General features: G+C 36.0%; 22 protein-coding genes and 2 other annotated features. Of the genes, 4 read left to right on the forward strand and 18 right to left on the reverse strand.

Features of this window, described 5'->3' with window-relative positions:
- Positions 1 to 230: 230 nt before the first annotated feature.
- Together ACFCT9_RS03790 and ACFCT9_RS03795 are read right to left on the reverse strand one after the other, a co-directional pair.
- Positions 231 to 1,499, reverse strand: a complete 1,269-nt coding sequence (locus tag ACFCT9_RS03790) for a bifunctional folylpolyglutamate synthase/dihydrofolate synthase (protein ID WP_412521010.1) — start codon at positions 1,497 to 1,499, stop codon at positions 231 to 233.
- 11 nt (positions 1,500 to 1,510) lie between these two features.
- A complete protein-coding gene (locus ACFCT9_RS03795; RefSeq protein ID WP_412521012.1) occupies positions 1,511 to 4,141 on the reverse strand; it encodes a valine--tRNA ligase in 2,631 nt (876 codons plus the stop codon).
- A gap of 40 nt (positions 4,142 to 4,181) precedes the next feature.
- Positions 4,182 to 4,395, reverse strand: a binding site (T-box leader).
- A 62-nt stretch (positions 4,396 to 4,457) separates the two neighbouring features.
- Between ACFCT9_RS03795 and ACFCT9_RS03800 the strand changes: the two genes are divergently transcribed.
- The 4 genes from ACFCT9_RS03800 (at position 4,458) to pcp (ending at position 7,409) form a co-directional block, all read left to right on the forward strand.
- On the forward strand, positions 4,458 to 5,015 hold the full coding sequence (locus ACFCT9_RS03800; protein WP_412521014.1) for a DNA-3-methyladenine glycosylase I: 558 nt from the start codon (positions 4,458 to 4,460) through the stop codon (positions 5,013 to 5,015).
- A 108-nt stretch (positions 5,016 to 5,123) separates the two neighbouring features.
- On the forward strand, positions 5,124 to 5,822 hold the full coding sequence (locus ACFCT9_RS03805) for a DUF969 domain-containing protein (protein WP_412521016.1): 699 nt from the start codon (positions 5,124 to 5,126) through the stop codon (positions 5,820 to 5,822).
- Entirely contained in the window at positions 5,819 to 6,745 is a 927-nt protein-coding gene (locus ACFCT9_RS03810) for a DUF979 domain-containing protein (protein WP_412521017.1), read from the forward strand. The genes ACFCT9_RS03805 and ACFCT9_RS03810 overlap by 4 nt, the downstream gene beginning before the upstream one ends.
- Before the next feature lie 22 nt (positions 6,746 to 6,767).
- Positions 6,768 to 7,409: a pyroglutamyl-peptidase I gene (gene pcp, locus ACFCT9_RS03815; protein WP_412521019.1), complete on the forward strand. Its 642-nt coding sequence runs from the start codon at positions 6,768 to 6,770 to the stop codon at positions 7,407 to 7,409.
- 58 nt (positions 7,410 to 7,467) lie between these two features.
- Here the strand turns inward: pcp and ACFCT9_RS03820 are convergent, their stop codons facing one another.
- The 16 genes from ACFCT9_RS03820 to ACFCT9_RS03895 form a co-directional block, all read right to left on the reverse strand.
- Entirely contained in the window at positions 7,468 to 8,544 is a 1,077-nt protein-coding gene (locus ACFCT9_RS03820) for an AbrB family transcriptional regulator (protein WP_412521021.1), read from the reverse strand.
- A 177-nt stretch (positions 8,545 to 8,721) separates the two neighbouring features.
- Positions 8,722 to 10,008: a glutamate-1-semialdehyde 2,1-aminomutase gene (gene hemL, locus ACFCT9_RS03825; RefSeq protein ID WP_412521022.1), complete on the reverse strand. Its 1,287-nt coding sequence runs from the start codon at positions 10,006 to 10,008 to the stop codon at positions 8,722 to 8,724.
- A 3-nt stretch (positions 10,009 to 10,011) separates the two neighbouring features.
- A complete protein-coding gene (gene hemB / locus ACFCT9_RS03830; protein WP_412521024.1) occupies positions 10,012 to 10,992 on the reverse strand; it encodes a porphobilinogen synthase in 981 nt (326 codons plus the stop codon).
- Entirely contained in the window at positions 10,989 to 11,678 is a 690-nt protein-coding gene (locus tag ACFCT9_RS03835) for a uroporphyrinogen-III synthase (RefSeq protein WP_412521026.1), read from the reverse strand. The genes hemB and ACFCT9_RS03835 overlap by 4 nt, the downstream gene beginning before the upstream one ends.
- 24 nt (positions 11,679 to 11,702) lie before the next feature.
- Positions 11,703 to 12,629 carry a hydroxymethylbilane synthase gene (hemC, locus tag ACFCT9_RS03840; protein ID WP_412521027.1) on the reverse strand — a complete coding sequence of 309 codons (927 nt, stop codon included), beginning with the start codon at positions 12,627 to 12,629 and terminating at the stop codon, positions 11,703 to 11,705.
- Between the two features lie 31 nt (positions 12,630 to 12,660).
- Positions 12,661 to 13,485: an inner membrane protein YpjD gene (locus ACFCT9_RS03845; protein ID WP_412521029.1), complete on the reverse strand. Its 825-nt coding sequence runs from the start codon at positions 13,483 to 13,485 to the stop codon at positions 12,661 to 12,663.
- A gap of 22 nt (positions 13,486 to 13,507) precedes the next feature.
- Entirely contained in the window at positions 13,508 to 14,845 is a 1,338-nt protein-coding gene (gene hemA / locus ACFCT9_RS03850; protein ID WP_412521030.1) for a glutamyl-tRNA reductase, read from the reverse strand.
- A 253-nt stretch (positions 14,846 to 15,098) separates the two neighbouring features.
- Positions 15,099 to 15,686 carry a ribosome biogenesis GTP-binding protein YihA/YsxC gene (gene yihA, locus ACFCT9_RS03855; RefSeq protein ID WP_412521032.1) on the reverse strand — a complete coding sequence of 196 codons (588 nt, stop codon included), beginning with the start codon at positions 15,684 to 15,686 and terminating at the stop codon, positions 15,099 to 15,101.
- Positions 15,687 to 15,834: 148 nt separating this feature from the next.
- A complete protein-coding gene (gene clpX, locus ACFCT9_RS03860; RefSeq protein ID WP_412521034.1) occupies positions 15,835 to 17,097 on the reverse strand; it encodes an ATP-dependent Clp protease ATP-binding subunit ClpX in 1,263 nt (420 codons plus the stop codon).
- A 401-nt stretch (positions 17,098 to 17,498) separates the two neighbouring features.
- Positions 17,499 to 18,812, reverse strand: coding sequence for a trigger factor (gene tig, locus ACFCT9_RS03865; protein WP_412521036.1), 1,314 nt, complete (start codon positions 18,810 to 18,812; stop codon positions 17,499 to 17,501).
- A 160-nt stretch (positions 18,813 to 18,972) separates the two neighbouring features.
- On the reverse strand, positions 18,973 to 19,914 hold the full coding sequence (locus tag ACFCT9_RS03870) for a hypothetical protein (protein WP_412521038.1): 942 nt from the start codon (positions 19,912 to 19,914) through the stop codon (positions 18,973 to 18,975).
- Positions 19,915 to 19,929: 15 nt separating this feature from the next.
- Positions 19,930 to 20,541, reverse strand: a complete 612-nt coding sequence (locus ACFCT9_RS03875; RefSeq protein WP_412521039.1) for an NUDIX domain-containing protein — start codon at positions 20,539 to 20,541, stop codon at positions 19,930 to 19,932.
- A 131-nt stretch (positions 20,542 to 20,672) separates the two neighbouring features.
- Positions 20,673 to 21,029, reverse strand: a complete 357-nt coding sequence (gene rplT / locus ACFCT9_RS03880; RefSeq protein WP_002481155.1) for a 50S ribosomal protein L20 — start codon at positions 21,027 to 21,029, stop codon at positions 20,673 to 20,675.
- Between the two features lie 111 nt (positions 21,030 to 21,140).
- Complete coding sequence (rpmI, locus tag ACFCT9_RS03885; RefSeq protein WP_412521041.1) at positions 21,141 to 21,341, reverse strand: 50S ribosomal protein L35; 201 nt, start codon at positions 21,339 to 21,341, stop codon at positions 21,141 to 21,143.
- 31 nt (positions 21,342 to 21,372) lie between these two features.
- Positions 21,373 to 21,900, reverse strand: coding sequence for a translation initiation factor IF-3 (infC, locus tag ACFCT9_RS03890; protein ID WP_107604780.1), 528 nt, complete (start codon positions 21,898 to 21,900; stop codon positions 21,373 to 21,375).
- A gap of 21 nt (positions 21,901 to 21,921) precedes the next feature.
- Positions 21,922 to 22,058 (reverse strand) — a sequence feature (ribosomal protein L20 leader region).
- A 64-nt stretch (positions 22,059 to 22,122) separates the two neighbouring features.
- Positions 22,123 to 23,613: an amino acid permease gene (locus tag ACFCT9_RS03895; RefSeq protein WP_412521044.1), complete on the reverse strand. Its 1,491-nt coding sequence runs from the start codon at positions 23,611 to 23,613 to the stop codon at positions 22,123 to 22,125.
- Positions 23,614 to 23,620 lie beyond the last annotated feature (7 nt).

Below are 23,620 nucleotides of genomic sequence, written 5' to 3' on the forward strand. Positions count from 1 at the left end.
AATATGCAGGAGCTTCACCTACTTTCTCAAATTTCATTGTTATTATACGGGGTGCAACACGTGCTATCAAACGATATGGATATCCTATTAAATTTTTATATTTTTTCGGATACTTCCCCTTTATAATTATCATTTATATATGCTGTAACCATGAAAAAACTCCTTCTGAAATAACATCATTTAAATGTCACTTCAAAAGGAGTTTGAAATTTAATATTCAATTTAAACAATCAAGCTTCAAAGTTCACTTTTGCTTTTACTTCACTAATGAAGTATAAGCTACCAGTAATCACCAATGTATCGCCTTCATAGTGTTCTATAAAGTCTACATAGTCATCAATTAAGATTGGCTTGAAATGTTCTGCTTCTTCTGCAATTTCCTCTTTTGGCTTCGCACGATAGAAATCAAAGTCTGTAATATACACATGGTCAGCGATTTGGCTTAAATCTTCCAGCATATGATGAATCGGTTTACCGCTCACAGCTGAGAACAAGATATCAACTTTATCTTTGTGATAATAATTTTGAATCGTGTTCACTAGCGCATCGATACTTTCGTTGTTATGGGCACCATCTATAATCATAAGCGGATTTTCTTTAACCTCTTCAATGCGTCCTGTCCAGCTGACTTCTTCCATGGCTTTAATCATTTTATTAAAGTCTAATTGAATTTGTCCCGCTTCAAACAACACAATTAATGCGGTAATGGCTAATGCTGCATTTTCTTTCTGATGTTCGCCCAACATATGCAGTGCAATGTTTTCTAATTCATAATCTTTAAAGCGATATGTGAATTCGTCATCTTCAGATACGACAGAAATATCTTTATCTAACTCATAAGCAGGTGCTTGTTGTTTTTCTGCATATTCACTTAAGTATTTTAAAGCTTCATCTTGTTTCACAGCATACACAAAAGGTGTACCCGCTTTAATAATATCGCCTTTATCTTTCGCAATATCTAGATAAGTAGACCCTAATAAATCCGTATGATCTAAACCGATGCTTGTTAGAATCGTCAAAATAGGTGCAAACACATTTGTGGAATCATTTTTAATACCAAGTCCTGCTTCAACAATCACAAAGTCTACAGGTCGTATCTCGCCGAAGTATAAGAACATCATCGTTGTTATAATTTCAAATTCTGTTGCTGTTCCATATTCAGTTTCTTCTTCCATCTCTTCACTTACCGGTTTAACACGCGCCACGAGTTCTACGATAACATCATCGCTGACAGGTGATCCGTTCAAACTAATTCTTTCATTGAACGTTTCGATATAAGGTGAAGTAAATGTTCCGACATCATAACCGTTTTCGACAAGTGCTGAACGCAAATATGCGACTGTAGAACCTTTGCCGTTTGTACCGCCGACATGGATGCCTTTAATGTTTTGCTCAGGATGACCTAAACGGTCCAACATCCATTCCATGCGTTTTGTACCTGGTTTGATACCAAACTTATTTCTTTCGTGTATCCAATATAAGCTGTCTAGGTAATTCATTATCAGGACTCCTATGCTCTTAATTGTTCAATTCTAGCTTTGACACTATCATATTTTTCTTGATAGTCTTCTTTTTTCGCGCGCTCTTCATTAATGATTTTTTCAGGCGCTTTATTAACAAAGTTTTCGTTTGATAATTTTTTATCAACACGATCAAGTTCGCTTTGCCATTTATCTAATTCTTTTTCAAGGCGTTCAATTTCTTTGTCCATATCGATTAAGCCTTCTAATGGCAGAATGACTTCGCCTGCACCTACGACAGATGTCATTGCTTTATCAGGTGTTTCGATTTCTGTTGAGATGATTAATTCACTTGGGTGGCCGAAGCGGTCAATATAATGTTTGTTTTCTTCAAGCATGTTCGCGATATCAGCATTTTTAGTTTTGATATAAATCGGAATCGCTTTTGAAAGTGGTGTATTCACTTCTGAACGTGCTTGACGGACAGCTTTAATGATTTCCACTACATATTGCATTGCTTGTTTACTATCTTCATACATAAATTCAGACTGAACTTTTGGCCAAGCACTTGTCACAATTGTTTCACCTTCATGTGGTAAGTTTTGCCAAATTTCTTCAGTTACGAATGGCATATATGGATGTAACATACGCATTGTACGGTCTAATACATAGCTTAACACTGATCGTGTTACTTGTTTTTGTGCTTCGTCTTCACCGTTCATAGGGATTTTACTCATTTCAATGTACCAGTCACAGAATTCATCCCAAATGAAGTTATATAACGCACGGCCAACTTCACCAAATTCATATTTATCACTTAAATCCGTAACAGTTTTAACTGTTTCGTTTAAACGTGTCAAAATCCATTTATCCGCAAGTGATAAGTTTTGAGATAAGTCGATATCTTCAAATTTGAAGTCTTCGCCAATGTTCATCAAACTGAATCGCGCAGCGTTCCAAATTTTGTTGATAAAGTTCCAAACAGATTCTACTTTTTCAGTTGAGTAACGTAAATCATGACCTGGTGATGAACCTGTTGCTAAGAAGTATCTTAAGCTATCTGCACCATATTGATCGATAACATCCATTGGATCTACACCATTACCTAATGATTTACTCATTTTACGTCCATCTTCTGCACGTACTAAACCGTGTAATAAGACATCATTAAATGGGCGTTTATCTGTAAACTCTAGGCCTTGGAAAATCATACGTGCAACCCAGAAGAAGATAATGTCATAACCTGTGACTAACGCATTGGTTGGATAATAACGTTCAAAGTCATCTGACTCTGTATCAGGCCAGCCTAATGTTGAGAATGGCCATAATGCACTAGAGAACCATGTATCTAATACATCTTCGTCTTGTGTCCAATTTTCAATGTCTGCTGGTGCTTCTTCACCTACATAGATTTCGCCTGTTTCATTATGGTACCAAGCTGGGATTTGATGGCCCCACCATAATTGACGTGAAATTGTCCAGTCACGGATATTTTCCATCCATTGATTGAAGGTATGTTCAAAGCGTTCAGGTACAAAGTTTATGCGGTTATCTGTTTTTTGATTGTCTAGCGCACGTTGTGCAAGTGGTCCCATTTTAACAAACCATTGTGTTGATAAATAAGGTTCTACAATGGCACCGCTTCTTTCAGAATGACCTACCGCATGTGTGTGGTCTTCAATTTTGATAACTAAGTCTTGTGCTTTCAAGTCTTCTACTAATTGATCACGGCATTCGAAGCGGTCCATACCTTCGTATTTACCAGCTTTATCATTCATTTTACCTGATTCGTCCATAACGATAATAGATTCAAGATTATGTCTTTTACCTAATTCAAAGTCATTCGGGTCATGGGCTGGTGTAACTTTCATTGCACCACTACCAAATTCAACGTCTACATATTCATCCGCTAAAATTGGTAATTCACGACCAACAATCGGTAAAATTACTTTTCTGCCAATGACATCTTTATAACGTTCGTCATTTGGGTTAACTACGATTGCTGTATCACCAAGCATAGTTTCAGGACGTGTTGTTGCGATTTCGATATAACCTTCGGCATCAGCATAAGGATATTTGAAGTGATAGAATTTACCAGGTGTATCTTCATGAATGACTTCGATATCTGAAATCGCTGTTCTTGCGACTGGATCCCAGTTAATAATACGTTCGCCGCGATAAATCAAACCTTTGTTGTACATATCTACAAAGACTTTTTTAACCGCTTTGCTTAGACCTTCATCTAATGTAAAACGTTCTCTGTCGTAATCTAAACCTAGACCTAATTTCGCCCATTGTTGGCGAATAAATGAAGCATACTCTTCTTTCCAACTCCAAACTTCTTCTAGGAATTTCTCACGACCTAAATCATGTCTTGAAATGCCTTGTTCTTGTAATTTCGCTTCTACTTTTGCTTGTGTTGCGATACCCGCATGGTCCATACCAGGCAGATACAATGTATCGTAGCCTTGCATACGTTTCATACGAGTTAAAATATCTTGCAACGTCGTATCCCAAGCATGACCTAAATGTAATTTACCCGTTACATTCGGAGGTGGGATAACAATCGTATACGTTTCTTTTGATGTGTCTCCGCTAGGTTTGAAATAACCTTTTTCTACCCATTCTTGATAGCGTCCGGCTTCAACCTCATTCGGATTATATTTTGGTTTCATTTCCATAGGACAATTCCTCCTTAAAATAAAAAACACCCGTTCCTATACATAGGACGGATGTTCCGTGGTACCACCTAAATTCAACATAGTAAATCTATATTGCACTTCATAATGATTAACGCTCAATACACGCTCTAACCTACTGCAATGTTCAGCTAAAGATCTAAGCGGGCTACCTTCAACAGTATCAATTATGTATTTTCACCAACCATACATTCTCTTTGGAATTAATTATCTGCTTACTCTTCCCGAAATCATATTCTCTACTAATTTATAGTATAATAGAACTCTAAAATAAGTCAATGCGGAGGAAAGAAATTTTATGAAGGAATGTGCATTTAACTCTAACGATCCCATATATATTAAATATCATGATCAAGAATGGGGACAACCGCTATACGATAGTCAACAATTATTTGAATTAATGGCCTTAGAATCTCAACATGCCGGATTATCGTGGTTAACCATTTTAAAGAAACGCCCTGCTTATCGTGAGGCCTTTCATCAATTCAATCCCTATCAAGTTGCACAAATGACAGAAAAAGATATCGATGAACTCATGGAATTTCCAAACATCGTACATTATAAGAAAAAATTAGAGGCTATTGTGAGCCAAGCCAAAGGCTATATTCAAATTGAAAAAGAACATGGCAGCTTTAGTGATTTCCTTTGGTCATATGCAGATCATCAACCTATTGATTTACAGTATCAATCTTCAAAAGATCGTATGACCGTTGATGACCGCGCTAAACAAATGTCCAAAGACTTAAAGAAATACGGCTTTAAATTTATGGGTCCGGTTACTATGTTTTCATTTTTAGAAGCTGCAGGTCTTTATGATGCCCACCTCATCGGGTGCCCTTATAAACCCTCAAACTAGTAGATGCACATATGTGCATCTATTTTATTTTAAAATTTAAAATTATCACAAAATTCTTTCTAATTTATGCTAAAATACCAACTATATTAAATATTTAGGGGGTATTTTATGGAATGGTTAAAACTCATTGGAATTCTTGTCATTATCATAGGATTCCTATTTAAGTTTGATACAATTGCGGTCATTTTAGCAGCAGCAATTGTAACCGGACTCGTGTCTGGTATGGATTTCTTTGAAATTTTAGATGTCCTCGGCAAAGCCTTTGTCGACAACCGACTTGTATCACTTTTCTTACTTACTTTACCGATGGTCGGTTTAATTGAACGTTTTGGTTTAAAGAAACAAGCTACTGTCCTAATCGGCAAAGTTAAATCTATCACCAGCGGACGTTTATTATCGTTATATTTATTGATTAGAGAAATAGCTGGACTTGCCTCAATACGTATTGGCGGACATCCTCAATTTGTACGTCCGTTAATTAATCCAATGGTTCAAGGGGCATTAAAGACAAAATACAATTTAAAATCAGAACAAATAGATGAAAAAGATATTGAAAAAATCAAAGCAGAAGCTTCAGCAATGGAAAACTACGGAAATTTCTTTGGTCAGAACTTATTCGTAGGTGCTGCAGGTGTTTTGTTAATGGTAGGTACATTTAATTCACTGGATATTAAAGTCAATGCGGTCAATTTAGCAATTGCTTCAGTACCAATCGCAATCATTACACTTGTTATCGTTACCATTAAAAATATTTTGTTAGATCGATATTTAGATCGCAAATATAGAAACAAGGAGGAACGCGCATGAGTCAACATACTTTAGATACAATCCTTGAGTGCTTTTATATTTTAATCGGGGTACAGTTGCTCTACACTGCATATCGTGTTTTACGAGATCCAAACAAAACAAAGCGTATCGGCACTGCCCTCTTTTGGATATTACTTGCGATAACATTTATTTTTGGTCCTTATATTCCAAACGTAGTAAATGGCGCACTGATTTTATTGATGGGGCTTTTAACATTAACGAAACAAGTCGCAATAAAGAATATTGTAGATGTCACTGAACAACAAGGGAATCAAGGTGCCGAACGTTATGGTAATAAACTTTTTTGGCCGGCTATAGTGTTAGCTGTTGTTGCGGTAATTGTTTCTAACTGGACACCTTTAGGCGGTGCCATTGGATTAGGCATTGCTTCAGTAGTCGGTTTGATAGCAGCTTACTTAATTATTAAACCGAAAGCCAAATATATTTTGTATGATAGCGACCGTTTAACACAACAAGTTGGAACAGTCGGCATTTTACCGCAATTCTTAGCAGCGTTAGGTGTATTATTTACTGTCAGCGGCGTTGGTAAAGTTATTTCTAATGGTATTTCTAGTTTCCTACCTGAAGGCAATCACCTAATTGGCGCAACCGCTTATATCTTAGGCATGGTTATTTTCACAATGTTAATGGGAAATGCATTTGCTGCGTTCACTGTTATCACAGCCAGTATCGGTATTCCATTTGTGATTGCACAAGGTGCAGACCCAGCTATTGCCGGTGCTCTGGCAATGACAGGCGGTTTCTGCGGCACCCTATTGACACCGATGGCAGCTAACTTCAACACATTACCCGTGGCTTTATTAGAAATGAAAAATGAATTCAGTGTTATCAAAGCACAAACTCCAGTCGCATTAATATTAATCTTAGTACATATCGGATTAATGTATTTCTGGGCATTTTAAAAAAGATAAAGGAGAAGATAGAATGAATATACTTGTAACCGCATTTGATCCATTTGGTAAAGAAGAGACAAATCCAGCTTTAGAAGCCGTGAAGTTATTACCAGAAACAATTGGTGAACATACTATTACTAAATTAGAAATTCCTACTGTATTTAATGAATCGGTAGAAGTCATCAAACAGCAGTTAAAAATCGAAACCTATGATGCTGTACTTGCAATAGGACAAGCTGGCGGGAGATTTGATTTAACGCCTGAACGTATCGGCATTAATGTAGACGATGCTAGAATTGCTGATAATGAAGGGAATCAACCGATTGATACAGTCATTCAAGAAAAAGGTGCACCAGCTTACTTTTCAAACATGCCAGTCAAACGAATGACTCAAGCCATTAAAGATGCTGGAGTTCCCGCTTCACTCTCAAATACTGCAGGAACATTTGTATGTAACCATGTGTTATATCAACTTGGCTATTTACATGCGACAACATTCCCTTACATTCAATTTGGCTTTATCCATGTCCCGTTTATACCAAAACAAGCCACAAATAAACCAAATACACCTTCTATGGCACTCGATACAATTGTTAAGGGGTTAGAAGCAGCAATCGCAGCTTTATCTGCAGATAACCGTGATGACCAAATCGCTCTAGGTGAAACGCATTAATATCAACCTTCAATAAAAGACAAAATAACCGCTCAATTGGGCGGTTATTTTTCATGTACTACTTATTCACTTTGCGCTTCGTATAGCTTAAGAAGTATTTTATCATCGGAGCAACCACAAATAAGATAAAGAAAATTCTAAAGATGTGGAAACTAGAGATAATAGCTACATCTGCGTGTGTTTCCATTGCGACTAAGACAATCTGACTCATGCCGCCTGGTGCTGCACCTAAGAATAAATCATTTAATGGCATATGATTGAAGAAGGAAATCGCATACACCATCACACCCGCAAGTAAAATCAGTGTCACGTTTTGAAATGCGATTGCGACTGCTACGCGTCCTTTCAAATCATTCATTAATTTAGAGATTTGAATACCTATACGAATCATATAAATAATCTGTGCTGCCGCTATCAAATAGTTATCCAACGTAAACGTTATGTTGGTAAACATATTCCATGCAATTAATACCACAATCGGCGCAAGCAATTGTTTAGTAGGAAAATTTATTTTTGACATCACAACGTAAACAATCGCAATACCTACAATCAACAAAGCAATTTGACCAATATTCAAAACATCCGTTAATGGTTTTAGCTTAACTATTTTACTATTCGCTGCATCTTGACTGCCGCTCGACATAAAATAAGACATCATAGGGACTAAAATCACAACGAAAATAATACGTGAAGTCTGTGTTAAACTCACCACTAATATGTTCGCCCGCTTATCTTCTTCAGCCATGATTAACATCTGACTTAAAGCACCTGGAATAACACTCAACAAAGCTGTTTCATTATTCACTTTGGCGATCTTTTTAAAGAAATACGCAATGAGTATTGCCATCCCGAGCAACAATACAGTTACAATTACAATAGATAACCAGTTTTGCGAAATGTCATTGACTACGGTGCGTGTAAATGTGGATCCAATTTGTACCCCGAGTAAAATTAAACCCAACTGACTAAGCCAAAATGGCCATTCTATTTCTAATTTGAAGACGCGAATACAAATAATACTTGCGATAATCGGACCAAACATATATGGAAGCATGATATGCATTGCAGATAGGATTAAACTGATAACGATTGCCAGTAACAATACGATGATATTATTACGCAATTTTTTATTCATTGATTACCACTACCCTTATCCTGCTACTTTTCACTCATCACTATCATAACACGCTTTATACAAAAATTATAAGTATTGATTTCTAACCGATATTAGTATCGTTTCCACAAATAATTTATAAAAAAACAGAGTGAAACACCTGATGATGTCTCACTCTGTAATATATAAATATGAGTATTATTTTGTTACGCGTTCAAATGCTTTATCAAACGCTTCAATTGTTTTCTCAATATCTTCTTTTGTATGAGCTGTTGATAAGAATGTACCTTCGAATTGTGATGGTGGTAGGAAGACACCCTCTTTAGCCATTTCACGATACATTTCAGAGAACAATTTCAAGTCACTTTGGTTTGCTTGCGCAAAGTTTGTAACCGGGCCTTCGTTTAAGAAGTAACCAATCATTGAACCGGCACGGTTTACTGTCAATGGAACGTTATGTTTTTTCGCGACTTTCTTCAAGCCCGCTTCTAAAATGTCTCCCAGTTCATTGAAGTATTCATAGCTTTCAGGTGTAAGTTGACTCAATGTTTCATAACCACTCGTCATAGCTAATGGGTTACCTGATAATGTACCTGCTTGATAAATTGAGCCGACTGGCGCAATTTTATCCATGATTTCAGCTTTACCGCCAAAAGCACCGACAGGTAAACCGCCGCCAATGACTTTACCTAAGCAAGTTAAGTCAGGCATTACATCAAAGTAGCCTTGTGCGCAGTTATAACCTACTCTGAAGCCAGTCATCACTTCATCAAAGATTAAAAGAGAGCCATATTCATTTGTGATATCTCTTAAACCTTGTAAGAAACCTTCTACTGGTGGTACAACCCCCATGTTGCCGGCCACCGGTTCAACAATAACACCCGCAATGTCGTCGCCATACATTTCGAATGCTTGTTTAATCGCATCTAAATCATTGTATGGTACTGTGATTGTACTTTTTGCGGTACCTTCAGGCACACCTGGAGAGTCTGGTAAACCTAATGTCGCAACCCCAGAACCTGCTTTAATTAACAGTGAGTCACTGTGGCCATGGTAGCACCCTTCAAATTTCACGATTTTATCACGGCCAGTGTATCCTCTAGCTAAACGGATCGTATCTTGTGTTGCTTCTGTACCAGAAGAAACCATTCTGACTTTCTCGATAGATGGTACACGTTCAACGACAAGTTCTGCTAATTTGATTTCTTCTAATGTAGAAGCACCAAAACTTGTGCCTTTATCAACTGCTTTATGCAAGCTGTCAATCACTTGTTTGTTTTCGTGACCTAAAATTAAAGGTCCCCAGCTTAACACATAATCAATATATTCATTGCCGTCGATATCATAGATTTTTGAACCTTTACCATGATCCATGAAAATTGCTGGCATATCTACAGATTTGAATGCACGAACTGGACTGTTCACGCCGCCCGGCATTAATTGTTCTGCTTTTTTAAATGCTTCAATAGACTTTTCGTAACCCATTTATTAGTCCTCCTTATCTAAATAACGACAAATATCTTTTGAGAAATACGTAATTATCATGTCTGCGCCTGCACGTTTCATTGAAACCATTTGTTCCATAACATTACGTTCTTCGTCAATCCAACCTTGTAAAGCTGCTGCTTTAATCATGCTGTATTCACCGCTGACATTATATGCGATAACTGGAACGTTCGTTCTTTCTTTGACATCTCTAATGATATCTAGGTAACTTAATGCTGGTTTAACAATCATCATGTCTGCGCCTTCTTTTAAGTCACTTTCAAGTTCAAGTAATGCTTCACGACGGTTCGCAGGATCCATTTGATATGTTCTGCGGTCGCCAAATGATGGCGCAGATTCTGCAGCATCACGGAATGGACCATAGAAACTTGAAGCATATTTGATACCATAGCTCATGATTGGAATATTGTAATAACCTGCATCATCTAATCCCTTACGAATTTCAGCTACAAAGCCGTCCATCATATTACTAGGCGCAATAATATCAGCACCCGCTTCGACTTGAGAAATGGCTGTTTTAACAAGTAAAGGTAATGTTTTATCATTATCCACATCATGCGTATGGTCATCAATTAAACCACAGTGACCATGGTCAGTATATTCACATAGACAAGTATCTGCTAACACTAACATGTCTGGATATAGTTTTTTTGATTTTCTTGTTGCTTGTTGAATAATACCTTCATGTGCATACGCACCTGTACCCACTGAATCTTTTTCATTTGGGACACCAAAGAACATCACTGCTCTGATACCTAAATCATAAGCTTCTTGTAATTCTTCTTCTAGGTGATTTAAGCTGATTTGATATATCCCAGGCATAGAAGGGATTTCTTTTTTCACATCGTCTCTTTCAACGACAAAGATAGGATAAATCAAATCTTCTTTACGTACGTGATTTTCTCTTACAAGGCTACGCATTGATTCATTAATACGTAATCTTCTGTGTCTATCAAAATTCATTTAAGATTCCTACTTTCTTTTATTGTATTGATTAAACCATCAATTGTTTGCTTTTGTGCTATGACAGCATCATATCCGTTCTTACGAATGGTATCATAAGTTGGCTGTCCGATGGCATAGCAATCAAATGCCGCCTGCACTTGATAACGTCTTAAAGCCTTAAAGAAGTTCTCAGCAGAAGATGAGCTTGCGAACGCAATACCATCAGCTGACTGGTCTTGTAACCGTTTAATGGCGTCCAAAATATTCTGCTGATGCGCAACAGGTTCATACAAATCGATTTTAATCACATCAGCCCCACGTGCTTTTAATTCATCTTCTAAAATCGGTCTTGCTGCTTTACTGCTTGGTATAAAAATAGATACACCATTTTGAACATTAAACTGTTCTAAGAAGCCCTCTTGAGAATAGTCATCTGGACAAAAATCTACCTCAATACCTTGCTGTTCACAAAAGCGTTGTGTTTTTTTACCTATCACCGCAACTTTTTGATAGTGAAGTTGCGATAGATAAGGCAGAAAATACCGCACTGCATTTTTAGATGAGAAGACCAACCAATTATATGCACGTGTTAACACCGCTTCATCAAATGGCAGTGGTTCTATTTTGATAAACGGCAAATGTATCCACATTGAATCTTCAGTTTTCATTGAACTTGATTGGGTCATAATGATTGATGCGCACATCGCAATTCATCTCCAACTGATAGATTAGGCTTCATCATTTAAAGCTTCAATGATTTTATCTGCACCTTGTTCCTTCAAGACTTCACTTACTGCTTTACCAAGTTCAACTGGATTTTGACCATTGACTGTATGTTCAAAACGTTGCTTGCCATCTGGTGACATGATCAAACCAGTAAATGTTAATTGACCATCGTTATCAACAGTCGCATAACCGCCGATTGGCACTTGGCAACTGCCGTTCATTTCTTTTAAGAAAGTTCGTTCAGCTGTGACACATTCTGCGACACTTTGATTATGCACTTTCTTTAACAGGTCCAGAAGTTCAGTATCATCACTGCGGCATTCTATACCCAGTGCACCTTGACCGATTGCCGGAACAAGTAAATCTGGTTCTAAATATTCAGTTACGATATCATCAGACCAACCCATTCTGCGCAAGCCTGCTGCTGCCAAGATAATCGCATCATAATCTTCAGTTTCTAATTTCTTCAAACGTGTATCGATGTTTCCTCTAATCCATTTAATTTCAAGGTTAGGGTATTTAGCTAAGATTTGTGCACCACGTCTTAAAGAACTTGTACCGACAATACTGCCATCTGGTAAATCCTCAAGTTTGATATGGTTATTAGAAATAAACGCATCGAACGGTATTTCTCTATCAGGCACACATCCAAGTGTTAACCCTTCAGGTAATTCACTTGGTACATCTTTTAATGAATGAATCGCTAAATCGATTTCTCGGTCAAATAAGGCTTGTTGGATTTCTTTTACAAACAAACCTTTGCCTCCAACTTTAGAAAGTTGTCTATCTACAATCTGATCACCTTTTGTGACGATTTCTTTAATCTCAATATCTAAATCAGGTTGTACTTCTTTTAACTTTTCGATAAACTGACGACTTTGAGTCAAAGCCAATTTACTTCTTCTTGAACCAACGACAAGCTTACGCATGCCAACGTCCTCCTCTGCCTAAGGTTATAAATTATCCGAAGAAATTCGGAAAATGAGAAACAAATAATAAGTTAAACATGCTTAATAGATAAATCAGCATGTTAAATAATACATGATTTAAAGGACTTACCAACTTTCTTGCGCGTAAGAAAATATAAATTCCATAACAAATCATGACAATTATTGAAGATACTACTTTAGGATCTAACAATATATTGAAACCTATAGTTTGAAAACCCCATTGCGCGCCTAAAATAACACCGATCACTAAAATAACTAATCCGATGACCGTTGAATAAAATGTCATCTTTTCTAAGCTGTACACACTACCTATTCTAAAATATTTTTGATCGAAATGCTTGTGTTTAAGGTTGCGATACTGCAATACATATAACACACCATTCACAAATGCGAGTGTAAATAATGCATAACTGATAATCGCAAGTGAAACATGAATAATCAACAATTCATGATTTACATTAAATTCTGCATCTCGGATATATGTTTCATTCGGTCTGAAGGTATGTATAGACATCACCACAAACCCAATGGCATTAAACAAAAATATAGAAAAGTCTAAATGCTTTACGACACTGATGACTATCGAAATTGATAAAATCATCCAGTTCAAAAAATAAAACACATCAAAAACCGATCCAAGCGGAACTGCTCTAGACATATTGATATATAAAGACAAAGAGATTGTTTGCAGTAACCAAACAATCCCTAGTGTGTAGAACCCTAAGGTTCTAATTTTATGATTCTTTTTAAAAAAATCATAAAAATAGCAAGAAATACTGAGTAAATAAATCAGCAAGGTTACTTCATGGAAACGCACGAAAAATATATCTTGCATATCATCACCATACTATGGCTGTTTAATCAAAACCTAAGATTTGTCTGGCTGAAAGACGACGTTCTTTTTTAGCAACGCTCTTTTCATATTCACTTTCAGCTTCAATATCAAAGATATTTTGGAACAGCTCTAATTTTTCACTGCTATTTTTATCATTACTCAATTCTTTAGCTTGTTTAATCGGGTCTTTCAACATTTGATTAATAATACTTTTAGTATGTTTAGAAATCACTTTGCGCTCTCGTTCACTTAAATCTGGCAACTTACGATCGATACTATCCATTGTGTCTTGTTGGATTTGCATCGCTTTTTCACGTAATGCTCTAATAACAGGAACGACACCTAACATGTTGACCCAATCATTATGTGAGGCGATTTCTTGTGGAATTTGTTCAGCGATTTGAGAGGCTGCCGCTTCTCTTTCACGTAAATTAGCATCAACAAGTCCTTTAAGGTCATCGATATCGTAGCTGAAAATGTTCATGTCAGATTCAATAGCTGGATCAATATCTCTTGGTACCGCAATATCAATTAAGACCATTGGTTCTTGTTTACGTTGCTGTCTCACAGATTCCATCATATTTCGAGTAATAATATAGTCAGATGCGCTTGTTGAACTAATTACAATATCTGCATTGACTAACAAGTTTTCTAATTCGTCCATCGCGGCATATGCCACTTCATGTTTCTCTGCTAACTGACGGGCACGTTCAGTTGTTCTGTTTACTACCGTAACCTGTTCAATACCTGAACCCATCAAGTTGAGCAATGACAATTCACTCATTTCTCCAGCTCCAATAATCACAGCGTGTTGTGATTTAAGATTGCCGAATACTTTTTTAGCTAGCTCGACTGCCGCATACGAAACACTGACTGCATTATCAGCAATGTCTGTTTCATGATGCGCACGTTTCGCAAATGTGATTGCCTGTTTAAATAAATGATTAAAAATCGTACCTGTTGTTCCTACTTCTTGTGCTGTAAAGAATGCATCTCTCATTTGGCCAAGAATTTGTGTTTCCCCTAACACAATTGAATCTAAGCCAGAAGTTACATTGAATAAGTGTTCTACAGCTTCATCCCCCACCAATGCTTCAGACATTGATTTGATTTCATCAACTTCTAAACCGAATTTACGTGCTAAAAAGCGTTGAATATAATAACGCCCAGTGTGAATTTGGTCAGCGACTGCATAGACTTCTGTTCTATTGCACGTTGATAAAATTACATTTTCTAATATTGATTTTGTTTCAAACAAATCAATATGCGATTCTTGTATGGCATCAGCTTTGAAAGCAACTTTTTCTCTCAGTGCTACATCAGCGGTACGATGGTTGATGCTTATCGCAATTATATGCATTTTTAACGCCCTCCATACTATTGACAATACACTAATTATAACACACATATATAAACCTTAAAGTCATCAATCCTTTTTAATTAGAAATATTCTAATCTAGAAACGATGTCGTCATAATTCCGTCAAAATTTACTTTGATTGCGGTTTACATTCATAGTTTAGACATATTTATTGAAAAGTTGATGATGCAAGGCTTCACACTCTTAAACATAAAGTGCCACAAATCATCATCTAGATTATTATATAAGACTCATTATAAATAAGTTTGAATCGCATTCCAGATGACTTGCTGATTCTTATTATTTATTGAAGAGTAACTGATAATCGTATCTTCACTTTCCATCTCTAATTTCTCTCTAATCACTTTAAGATGTTTTTGAATTTTACCTTTAGCGATTTTATCTTGCTTCGTTGCGATAATTAATACAGGCAGATCATAATATTTTAAGAAATCATACATCAATACATCATCTTGAGTTGGTGCATGTCTGATATCAATTAATTGAATCACCAATTTTAATTGTTCACGTTCAGTAATGTATTTCTCAATCATCTTGCCAAACTGTTCTCTTTGTTTTTTACTTACTTTTGCATAGCCATAACCTGGAACGTCTACAAATACAAGCTGCTGATCAATGTCATAAAAGTTCAACGTTTGTGTTTTACCAGGTTGTTGAGACGTTCTTGCCATATTTTTTCGCCCAATCATACTATTGATAAATGTAGACTTACCTACATTGGAACGACCACTTAACGCAACTTCGTCTAACCCAGTCTCAGGATATTGTTCAGGTTTAACCGCACTGATTAACAGTTCTATATTATTTGGGTTGATATTCATATTCGACCTCTTTTCTACTACATTTAGATTGATTCGCGTTTCATTATATCAAATTTTATTTTTAAAAGTGAATCTATTACCAAAAAAGCACATAAAAATAGCACTCTCCTACTTTCAACGCAGTAAAAGAGTGCTCGATTTATCTATATTATGCAGATGTTTTTTCTAAATTAACTTCATTACCTTCTGCATCATACAATTCTGGTGTAGATTCATTATTGATAGTATCTGCAGTGATAACCACTTTCGCAACATCGTCTGTAGATGGAATATCATACATAATTTCAATTAATGATTCTTCAATGATTGAACGTAAACCACGTGCACCTGTTTTACGTTCAATTGCTTTTTCAGCGATTGCTGTTAAAGCTTCGTCAGTAAAGTCAAGCTCTACATGATCTAGTTCAAGCATTTTTTTGTATTGTTTAACTAAGGCATTCTTAGGTTGTGTTAAGATATTTTTCAATGCTGAAATATCTAACGTTTCTAAGTTTGCAACAATAGGAATACGTCCGATAAATTCAGGGATTAAACCATAAGATTGTAAATCTTCTGGACGGATGTGTTCTAATAATGCACTTTCATCAACTTTCGCTGCATCATTGCTTGCGAAACCAATTACTTTTTCACCTAAACGACGTTTAATAACATCGTCGATACCATCAAAGGCACCACCTAAGATGAATAAGATATTTGTAGTATCGATTTGGATAAATTCTTGGTTTGGATGCTTACGTCCGCCTTGTGGTGGAACGCTTGCTGTTGTACCTTCAAGAATTTTAAGCAATGCTTGTTGTACACCTTCACCTGACACATCACGTGTGATTGAAGTATTTTCTGATTTACGTGCAATTTTATCAATTTCATCCACGTAAATAATACCTTTTTCTGCTTTATCAATATCAAAGTCAGCAGCTTGGATTAAACGTAATAAAATATTTTCTACGTCTTCACCTACATAACCCGCTTCAGTTAAACTAGTAGCATCTGCAATTGCAAATGGCACATTCAATGTTTTAGCTAAAGTTTGTGCAAGTAATGTTTTACCGCTACCTGTAGGTCCGATTAAAGCAACGTTACTTTTTTGAAGTTCTACATCGTCATCATTCGGTCCTAATTGCTGGATACGTTTATAGTGGTTGTATACCGCAACAGATAATGATTTCTTAGCTTTCTCTTGACCAATTACATAATTGTTTAATTGATCCATAATTTCTTTTGGAGTCGGTAAATCTGTAAATTCTTCTGTAGCAGTTTGTGCAAGCTCTTCTTCAACAATCTCAGAACATAGCTCGATACATTCGTTACAAATGTATACACCGCTGCCAGCCACAAGTTTCTTAACTTGGTCTTGGTCTTTACCACAGAAAGAACATTTCAATTTTTCTTCATCTTCATTGAACTTAAACATTTATTATTTACACCTCTATTCCATAAAGACTATACTAAAACACTTTATAGTATGCAATTAATGTGTTTATAGACTTTATCGTTACTTTTAAAACCTGTATCTATTGGATATTACTTTGCAGGTTTTAGTTTATTTACAAATAAATTTATTATATCTATGGTGATTTCATTACTTTATCAACTTGTATATTGAATATATCATTTTGTAAAGGTTATGCAACAAAATTGCTTACAAACAATATAGCATAAGCTTTGTTAAAACGAAATGATTTCGACCACAAACCACGGTAGAGGATGAAATCACATCCTTAAATTCATACGATGCACATCATCTTTGTATGAATCAGTTACCATGCAACTTCACCCTCTACCTATTCATTTATTTAATTGGAAATCAATGAATTATTTTTCTTCTTTGTTATCTTCTTTAGCTTCAACAAATTTAGCGTTGTCTACTAATAAATCGATAACTTTTTTAACACGTACATCACCTTTAATTAAATCAGTGTTGCCTAATGTTTTCTTGATATCTTCAGCAGAGATACCGAATTGAGCGCTCATCGCTTCTAACTCTTTGTCAATATCTTCTTCAGATGCTTCAATGTCTTCAGCGTTCGCAATTGCAGTTAATGTTAAGTTAGTTTTAACACGTGCTTCTGCATCGTCTTTCATTTGTTCTCTTAATTGAGACTCATCTTGTCCAGAGATTTGGAAGTAAGTTTCTAAATTTAAACCTGATTGTTGAATACGTTGTTCGAATTCTTGCATCATACGGTTTAATTCAGTGTTAATCATTGCTTCAGGAATGTCTACTTCAGCATTTTCAACTGCTTTGTTGATTGCTTCTTCTTTTTCAACATTTTCAGCATTGACTTTCTTTTCTTCTTCTAGACGTTTGCGAAGATTTGCTTTATATTCTTCAACGTTATCTGCTTCTGAATCTAATTCGTTCGCAATTTCATCGTCTAATTCTGGAACATTTTTGTATTTGATTTCATTGATTTTTACTTTGAATGTTGCTTCTTTACCAGCTAATTCTTCAGCGTGGTATTCTTCTGGGAATGTAACTTTAACGTCTTTTTCTTCACCAGTTTTTAAGCCTACTAATTGTTCTTCGAAACCAGGGATGAACATACCTGAACCGATTTCTAAATCGTAGCCTTCAGCTTGTCCGCCTTCAAATTGTTCGCCATCAACATAACCATCGAAGTCTAAGTTTACAGTATCGCCATCTTCAACTGCACCGTCTTCTTTGATTACCATTTCAGCTAAGTGACCTAAGCTGTGATCAATTTGTTCTTGCACTTCTTCATCTGTTAATTCAGCATTTTGTTTTTCGATTTCAAGACCTTTATATTCACCAAGTTTAACTTCTGGCTCAACTGTAACATTTGCGTTGAATTTTAAGTCTTTACCTTTTTCGATTTGTGTTACTTCGATTTCTGGTTGATCAACTGGTTTGATTCCAGTTTCTTCGATAGCTTCACCATAAGCTTCTGGTAATAAGATATCTACTGCATCTTGGTAAAGTGCTTCTACACCAAAACGTTGTTCAAAAATTTGGCGAGGAACTTTCCCTTTACGGAAACCAGGAATATTTACTTGTTTAACTACTTTCTTGAATGCTTGATCGATTGCTTGATCTACTTTTTTAGCAGGAACTGTAACTTCTAAAACGCCTTGGTTACCTTCCTTTTTTTCCCATGTTGCTGTCATGTATAAAAACCTCCATGATAATCCTTTTTTAATTTTTCAACTTTTTCATTATAGCATACGTCTATATTGGTTACAAACCTTGTGATTAGAACGAATATACAATGCTAGAACAAACTAATTTTTCTTTACTATCAAGGTCAATAATATCATATTACCCCAATTATTGAGTGATATGCTGTTCAATCGCTTGAATCCACTTCAAGACAGGTTCACTCATATGCTTTTCTGCTGATTCTGAAAGATTCAACATTCCTTCTATATAATTAAAGAATGTATCAATCCATGCCCCAACAGGTGCTTCTTGTTCAATGTCCAATGGATAAATACCAATTGCGAAGCCTTGTAACATCTGTGAAATTTCACTGCGCATCTGACTTCCGAACTCATCTTCAAAGCGTTGCATGACTTCAGGAATCACCTTTTGGGTGAAAGTAGCATATTCTAGTCCAGGCAATGTTTTTGGGATTACTTCAAATTCAGCATCATTTTTAACAAATTTGATAGGTTGTTGATATTGTGCTTTTTTCAAGTATTCTAAAATGATTGTCTGCACGTGTGAATGAAGTTGCTCTTGGCTTAAAAGTTCCGCAAAGGTTTCAGCAAAACCATATTGACCTTCATGCATCATATCAAACAACAAATATAGTTGTTGATCAATATTTAAAGACGTAAAACGTCGCATTTTCGAAATATAATGCTTTTTGTTTTGATTCAACTGCATTTGTGCATCTTCTTTAATAGGAAACAGCTGCATTCGTATATCATGGTCTTTAACTTGATCAATAATCTGATTGAAAAGTTCGACACATTCATAATATTGGCCCAAACCATGCAAACTTGTCATATAATATACCATCAAACGATTGTATGCATCGAAACCTTGCTTCAATAAGATAATGGCTTCTTCTCTTAATTCTAAATACTGTTCCATTCGCAGCAGCATTTCACACTTTAATAAAGCTAATTCGGTATCGAGCTCAAAATCTTTCTCATACTTTATAAAAGCATCATACATTTCATCATATTGTTCGTGCTTAAAATACGATTTAATATCATGAATCAATTTCTTTTGGTTTTGTGGAAATGGGATAATATCAGTCATTATTTACACCCGCTTCTAATTAAATGCTTTTAAGATTAATGCACTCCAAGTTTCGAAATCATCATAATCTTCGATTTTACCTTGATTCATCCATTTGATTTTAAGTGTATCAGTTTCTTTTGCTTCCACACTATTTGAATCTACTCTGATTTTGAATACCACACCTAAGTGAACTTCTCCAACTTCATTTGTGTCGTCATTAATAAAACCAATATATTCCATATTTTGTGACTTGCTGGAATTAAGGCCAACTTCTTCTTCGAGTTCACGTTGTGCGTTCACGCGTAAGACTTCATTAATTGTCTGAGCATCCATGACATCATTCATATGGCCACCGACGCCAATGGATGATTGGCCATGCAAACGACTTTCTCCGCCGCCTGAAAGACGTTCATACACTAATGTTTCGCCTTTTTCATTTTCTAAGATACAGTAAGAAATTAATTGTTTATATGTCGGGTCTTCTTCCATATCTCCACGACGTTTGACTTCGTATTTTTCTAAGTTATCGAAAATGGCTTCCCCTGACGGATCATTTTTAGATAAAAAACCATTGAAAGCATCTTTTTCTTTGTTAAAGACAATTTCTCGTGGTACTACAATAATTCTTTCATCAAATTTCGACATGTGTTTCTCCTTTACTTTGTATTATGTACTTGTCTGTATTCTATCAAAGATTTAAAATCCCCGTAAAGTTGTAATAAAAAACTCAATCATCAGTACACTTAACTACTGATGATTGAGTATTTGTTTATGAATTATTTTAAAGCTGCTTTAGCTTTTTCAACTAATTCACCGAAAGCTTTGTCGTCTGAAATCGCAATTTCAGAAAGCATTTTACGGTTGATGTCGATGTCAGCTTGTTTTAAGCCGTTCATTAATTTTGAGTAGCTTAAGCCGTGGTTACGTGCTGCTGCATTGATACGTGTGATCCATAATTTACGGAAGTCACGTTTTCTTTGACGACGGTCACGGAATGCGTATTGACCTGATTTCATTACTTGTTGTTTAGCTACTTTGTATAAAGTATGTTTAGAGCCGAAGTAACCTTTAGCTAATTTGATTACTTTTTTACGACGCGCTCTTGTTACTGTTCCACCTTTAACACGTGGCATATTGAATTCCTCCTTGGTTATATCTATAACTCTGATTATTTTTAGTTTGTTGTCAGGACGCTTTCTTTATCACAAAGCTAAAGCGAACCTGTGCGTTTGTCTTATTAAAACTTATTTTTTGTAAGCTAATAATTGTGCTACACGTTTCATATCACTTTTAGAAACTAAAGATGATTTACGTAATTTACGTTTTTGTTTAGTGCTTTTGTTTGCGAATAAGTGAGAAGTGTAAGCTCTTGAACGTTTTAATTTACCTGAAGCAGTTCTTTTAACACGTTTAGCTGCTCCGCGGTGTGTTTTCATTTTAGGCATAATGAAATTCCTCCTGTAATATCTTTAAAAATTATTTTTCTGCTAGTGGCGCTAGCATAATAAACATTTGACGCCCTTCCATTTTAGGCTTTTGTTCAACGGAAGCGATATCTTTGCATTCTCCTGCAAATTTCTCTAATACACGTTGACCAATTTCCTTATGCGTAATGGCACGGCCTCTGAAACGAATTGAAACTTTACATTTATCGCCTTTTGTTAAGAATTTGCGTCCTTGTTTCAACTTAGTTTGGAAATCATGTTCCTCAATTGTTGGACTTAAACGAATTTCTTTAACGTTGATAACTTTTTGTTTCTTCTTCATTTCTTTTTCTTTTTTCTGTTGCTCGAATTTGTATTTTCCGTAATCCATAATACGAGCAACAGGTGGTTTAGCGTTAGGCGCTACTACGACTAAATCTAAACCGACACGATCAGCCATTTCTAATGCTTCACGTTTTTGTTTAACACCGATTTGTTCACCGTCTTGACCAATGACACGAATTTCTCTTGCGCGAATTCTATCGTTAACTTGCGTTTGATCTTTTGCTATGGTTAACACCTCCGTTATATTTACGAAATATCCCAAGTAAAAGAGCGGACACAGAAGTGCCCGCTCTTTTCCATAAAGTCAACGTTATTCTTGTAACGTTGTTTTGGACCTGCCAACAGCCTTAAGCGTCGCTACAGGTGAGAAGCGGGAAGCTTCTACTTGGTTCGTTTCGTATTCAACGTATACAATCATATCAACATTACAAGACAAAGTCAATTAAAATTTTAAACTTTATTTAAATTGGCTCATATCCACGTCTTGACTTAAGTCAACTTCATTTAATGGAATTTTTTTAGTTTTATATCTTAATTTGTGATAAATAAAGAATGCTAAGAAAACTGGAATACCCATATAAGTGATGATGAAGCGGTTTGGATCAAAGTCACCTGTTTTAATAAAATCAACATCTTGGCCGATAATTACAATCAAACATAAGATACCTGCAAAAATCGGACCGAATGGGAACCATTTCGCTTTATATTTCAATTCATGTTTATCATAATTTTGAACTTTAAATGCACGTCTGAATCGGTAATGACTGATCGCAATACCTACCCATGCGATGAATCCTGTCATACCACTTGCTGCTACGATATATTCATAAGCATCACCATTTAAATGTTGTAAGATGAAAATGAAAACTGTTACAGCACCTGTTGCGATTAACGCTAATAATGGTACACCTTGTTTTGTTGTTCTGCTGAATGCTTTAGCTGCAAGTTTATCTTTACTCATAGAGTACAACATACGTGTTGAAGCGTACATACCAGAGTTACCTGCTGATAATACTGAAGTTAAGATGACCGCATTCATAAATGATGCTGCAAATGCTAACCCAGCATTTTTAAATACTAATGTAAATGGTGATGTCGCAATATCATTATCTCCACCCATTAATGCTGGATGAGTATAAGGAATAATCATACCAATTACAAAGATTGCTAAGATGTAGAATAGTAAAATTCTCCAGAACACTTGTTTAATTGCTTTAGGTACAGCACGTTCAGGATTCTCTGATTCCCCTGCTGTAATACCAATTAACTCTGTTCCTTGGAATGAGAATCCGGCAATTAAGAATACACCTAAGATAGATAATAAACTGCCGCCTAAATTGCCGCCTAAAATTGGACCGCTACCAGATGTGAATGTTTCAAATCCGATAAATTTGCCGCCCATAATGCCGACAATTGTTAATAAACCGATTGCGATAAAGACAATTACAGTAACTACTTTAATTAATGCAAACCAATATTCACTTTCACCGTAAACTCTTACTGATAGTGAGTTTAAAGCGAAGATGATGATAAGGAAGAATACACTCCATGCCCAGGCTGGAATGCCTTTCATCGGATCCCAGTACTGAATTACTTGTGCCGCAATGGTAACGTCTGCTGCGACAGTAATAACCCAGTTAAACCAATAGTTCCATCCTAAAGCAAAGCCTAATGATGGGTCTACAAATCGTGTTGCGTACGTACTGAATGAACCAGATACTGGTAAGTACGTTGCCATTTCTCCTAATGATGTCATCAAGAAGAATACCATAATACCGATCACCGCATAAGCGATTAATGCACCAAGTGGGCCGGCATCATGAATTGCACCACCAGATGTAACGAATAATCCCGTTCCGATACATCCTCCGATGGCAATCATGGAAATATGACGGTCTTTCAGACCTCTTTGGATGCCTGCATCCTGACTACTAGATTGATTGTTCATAATCGAT

The sequence above is a fragment of the Staphylococcus simulans genome (assembly GCF_047037175.1).
Taxonomy (GTDB): Bacteria; Bacillota; Bacilli; order Staphylococcales; family Staphylococcaceae; genus Staphylococcus; species Staphylococcus simulans_C.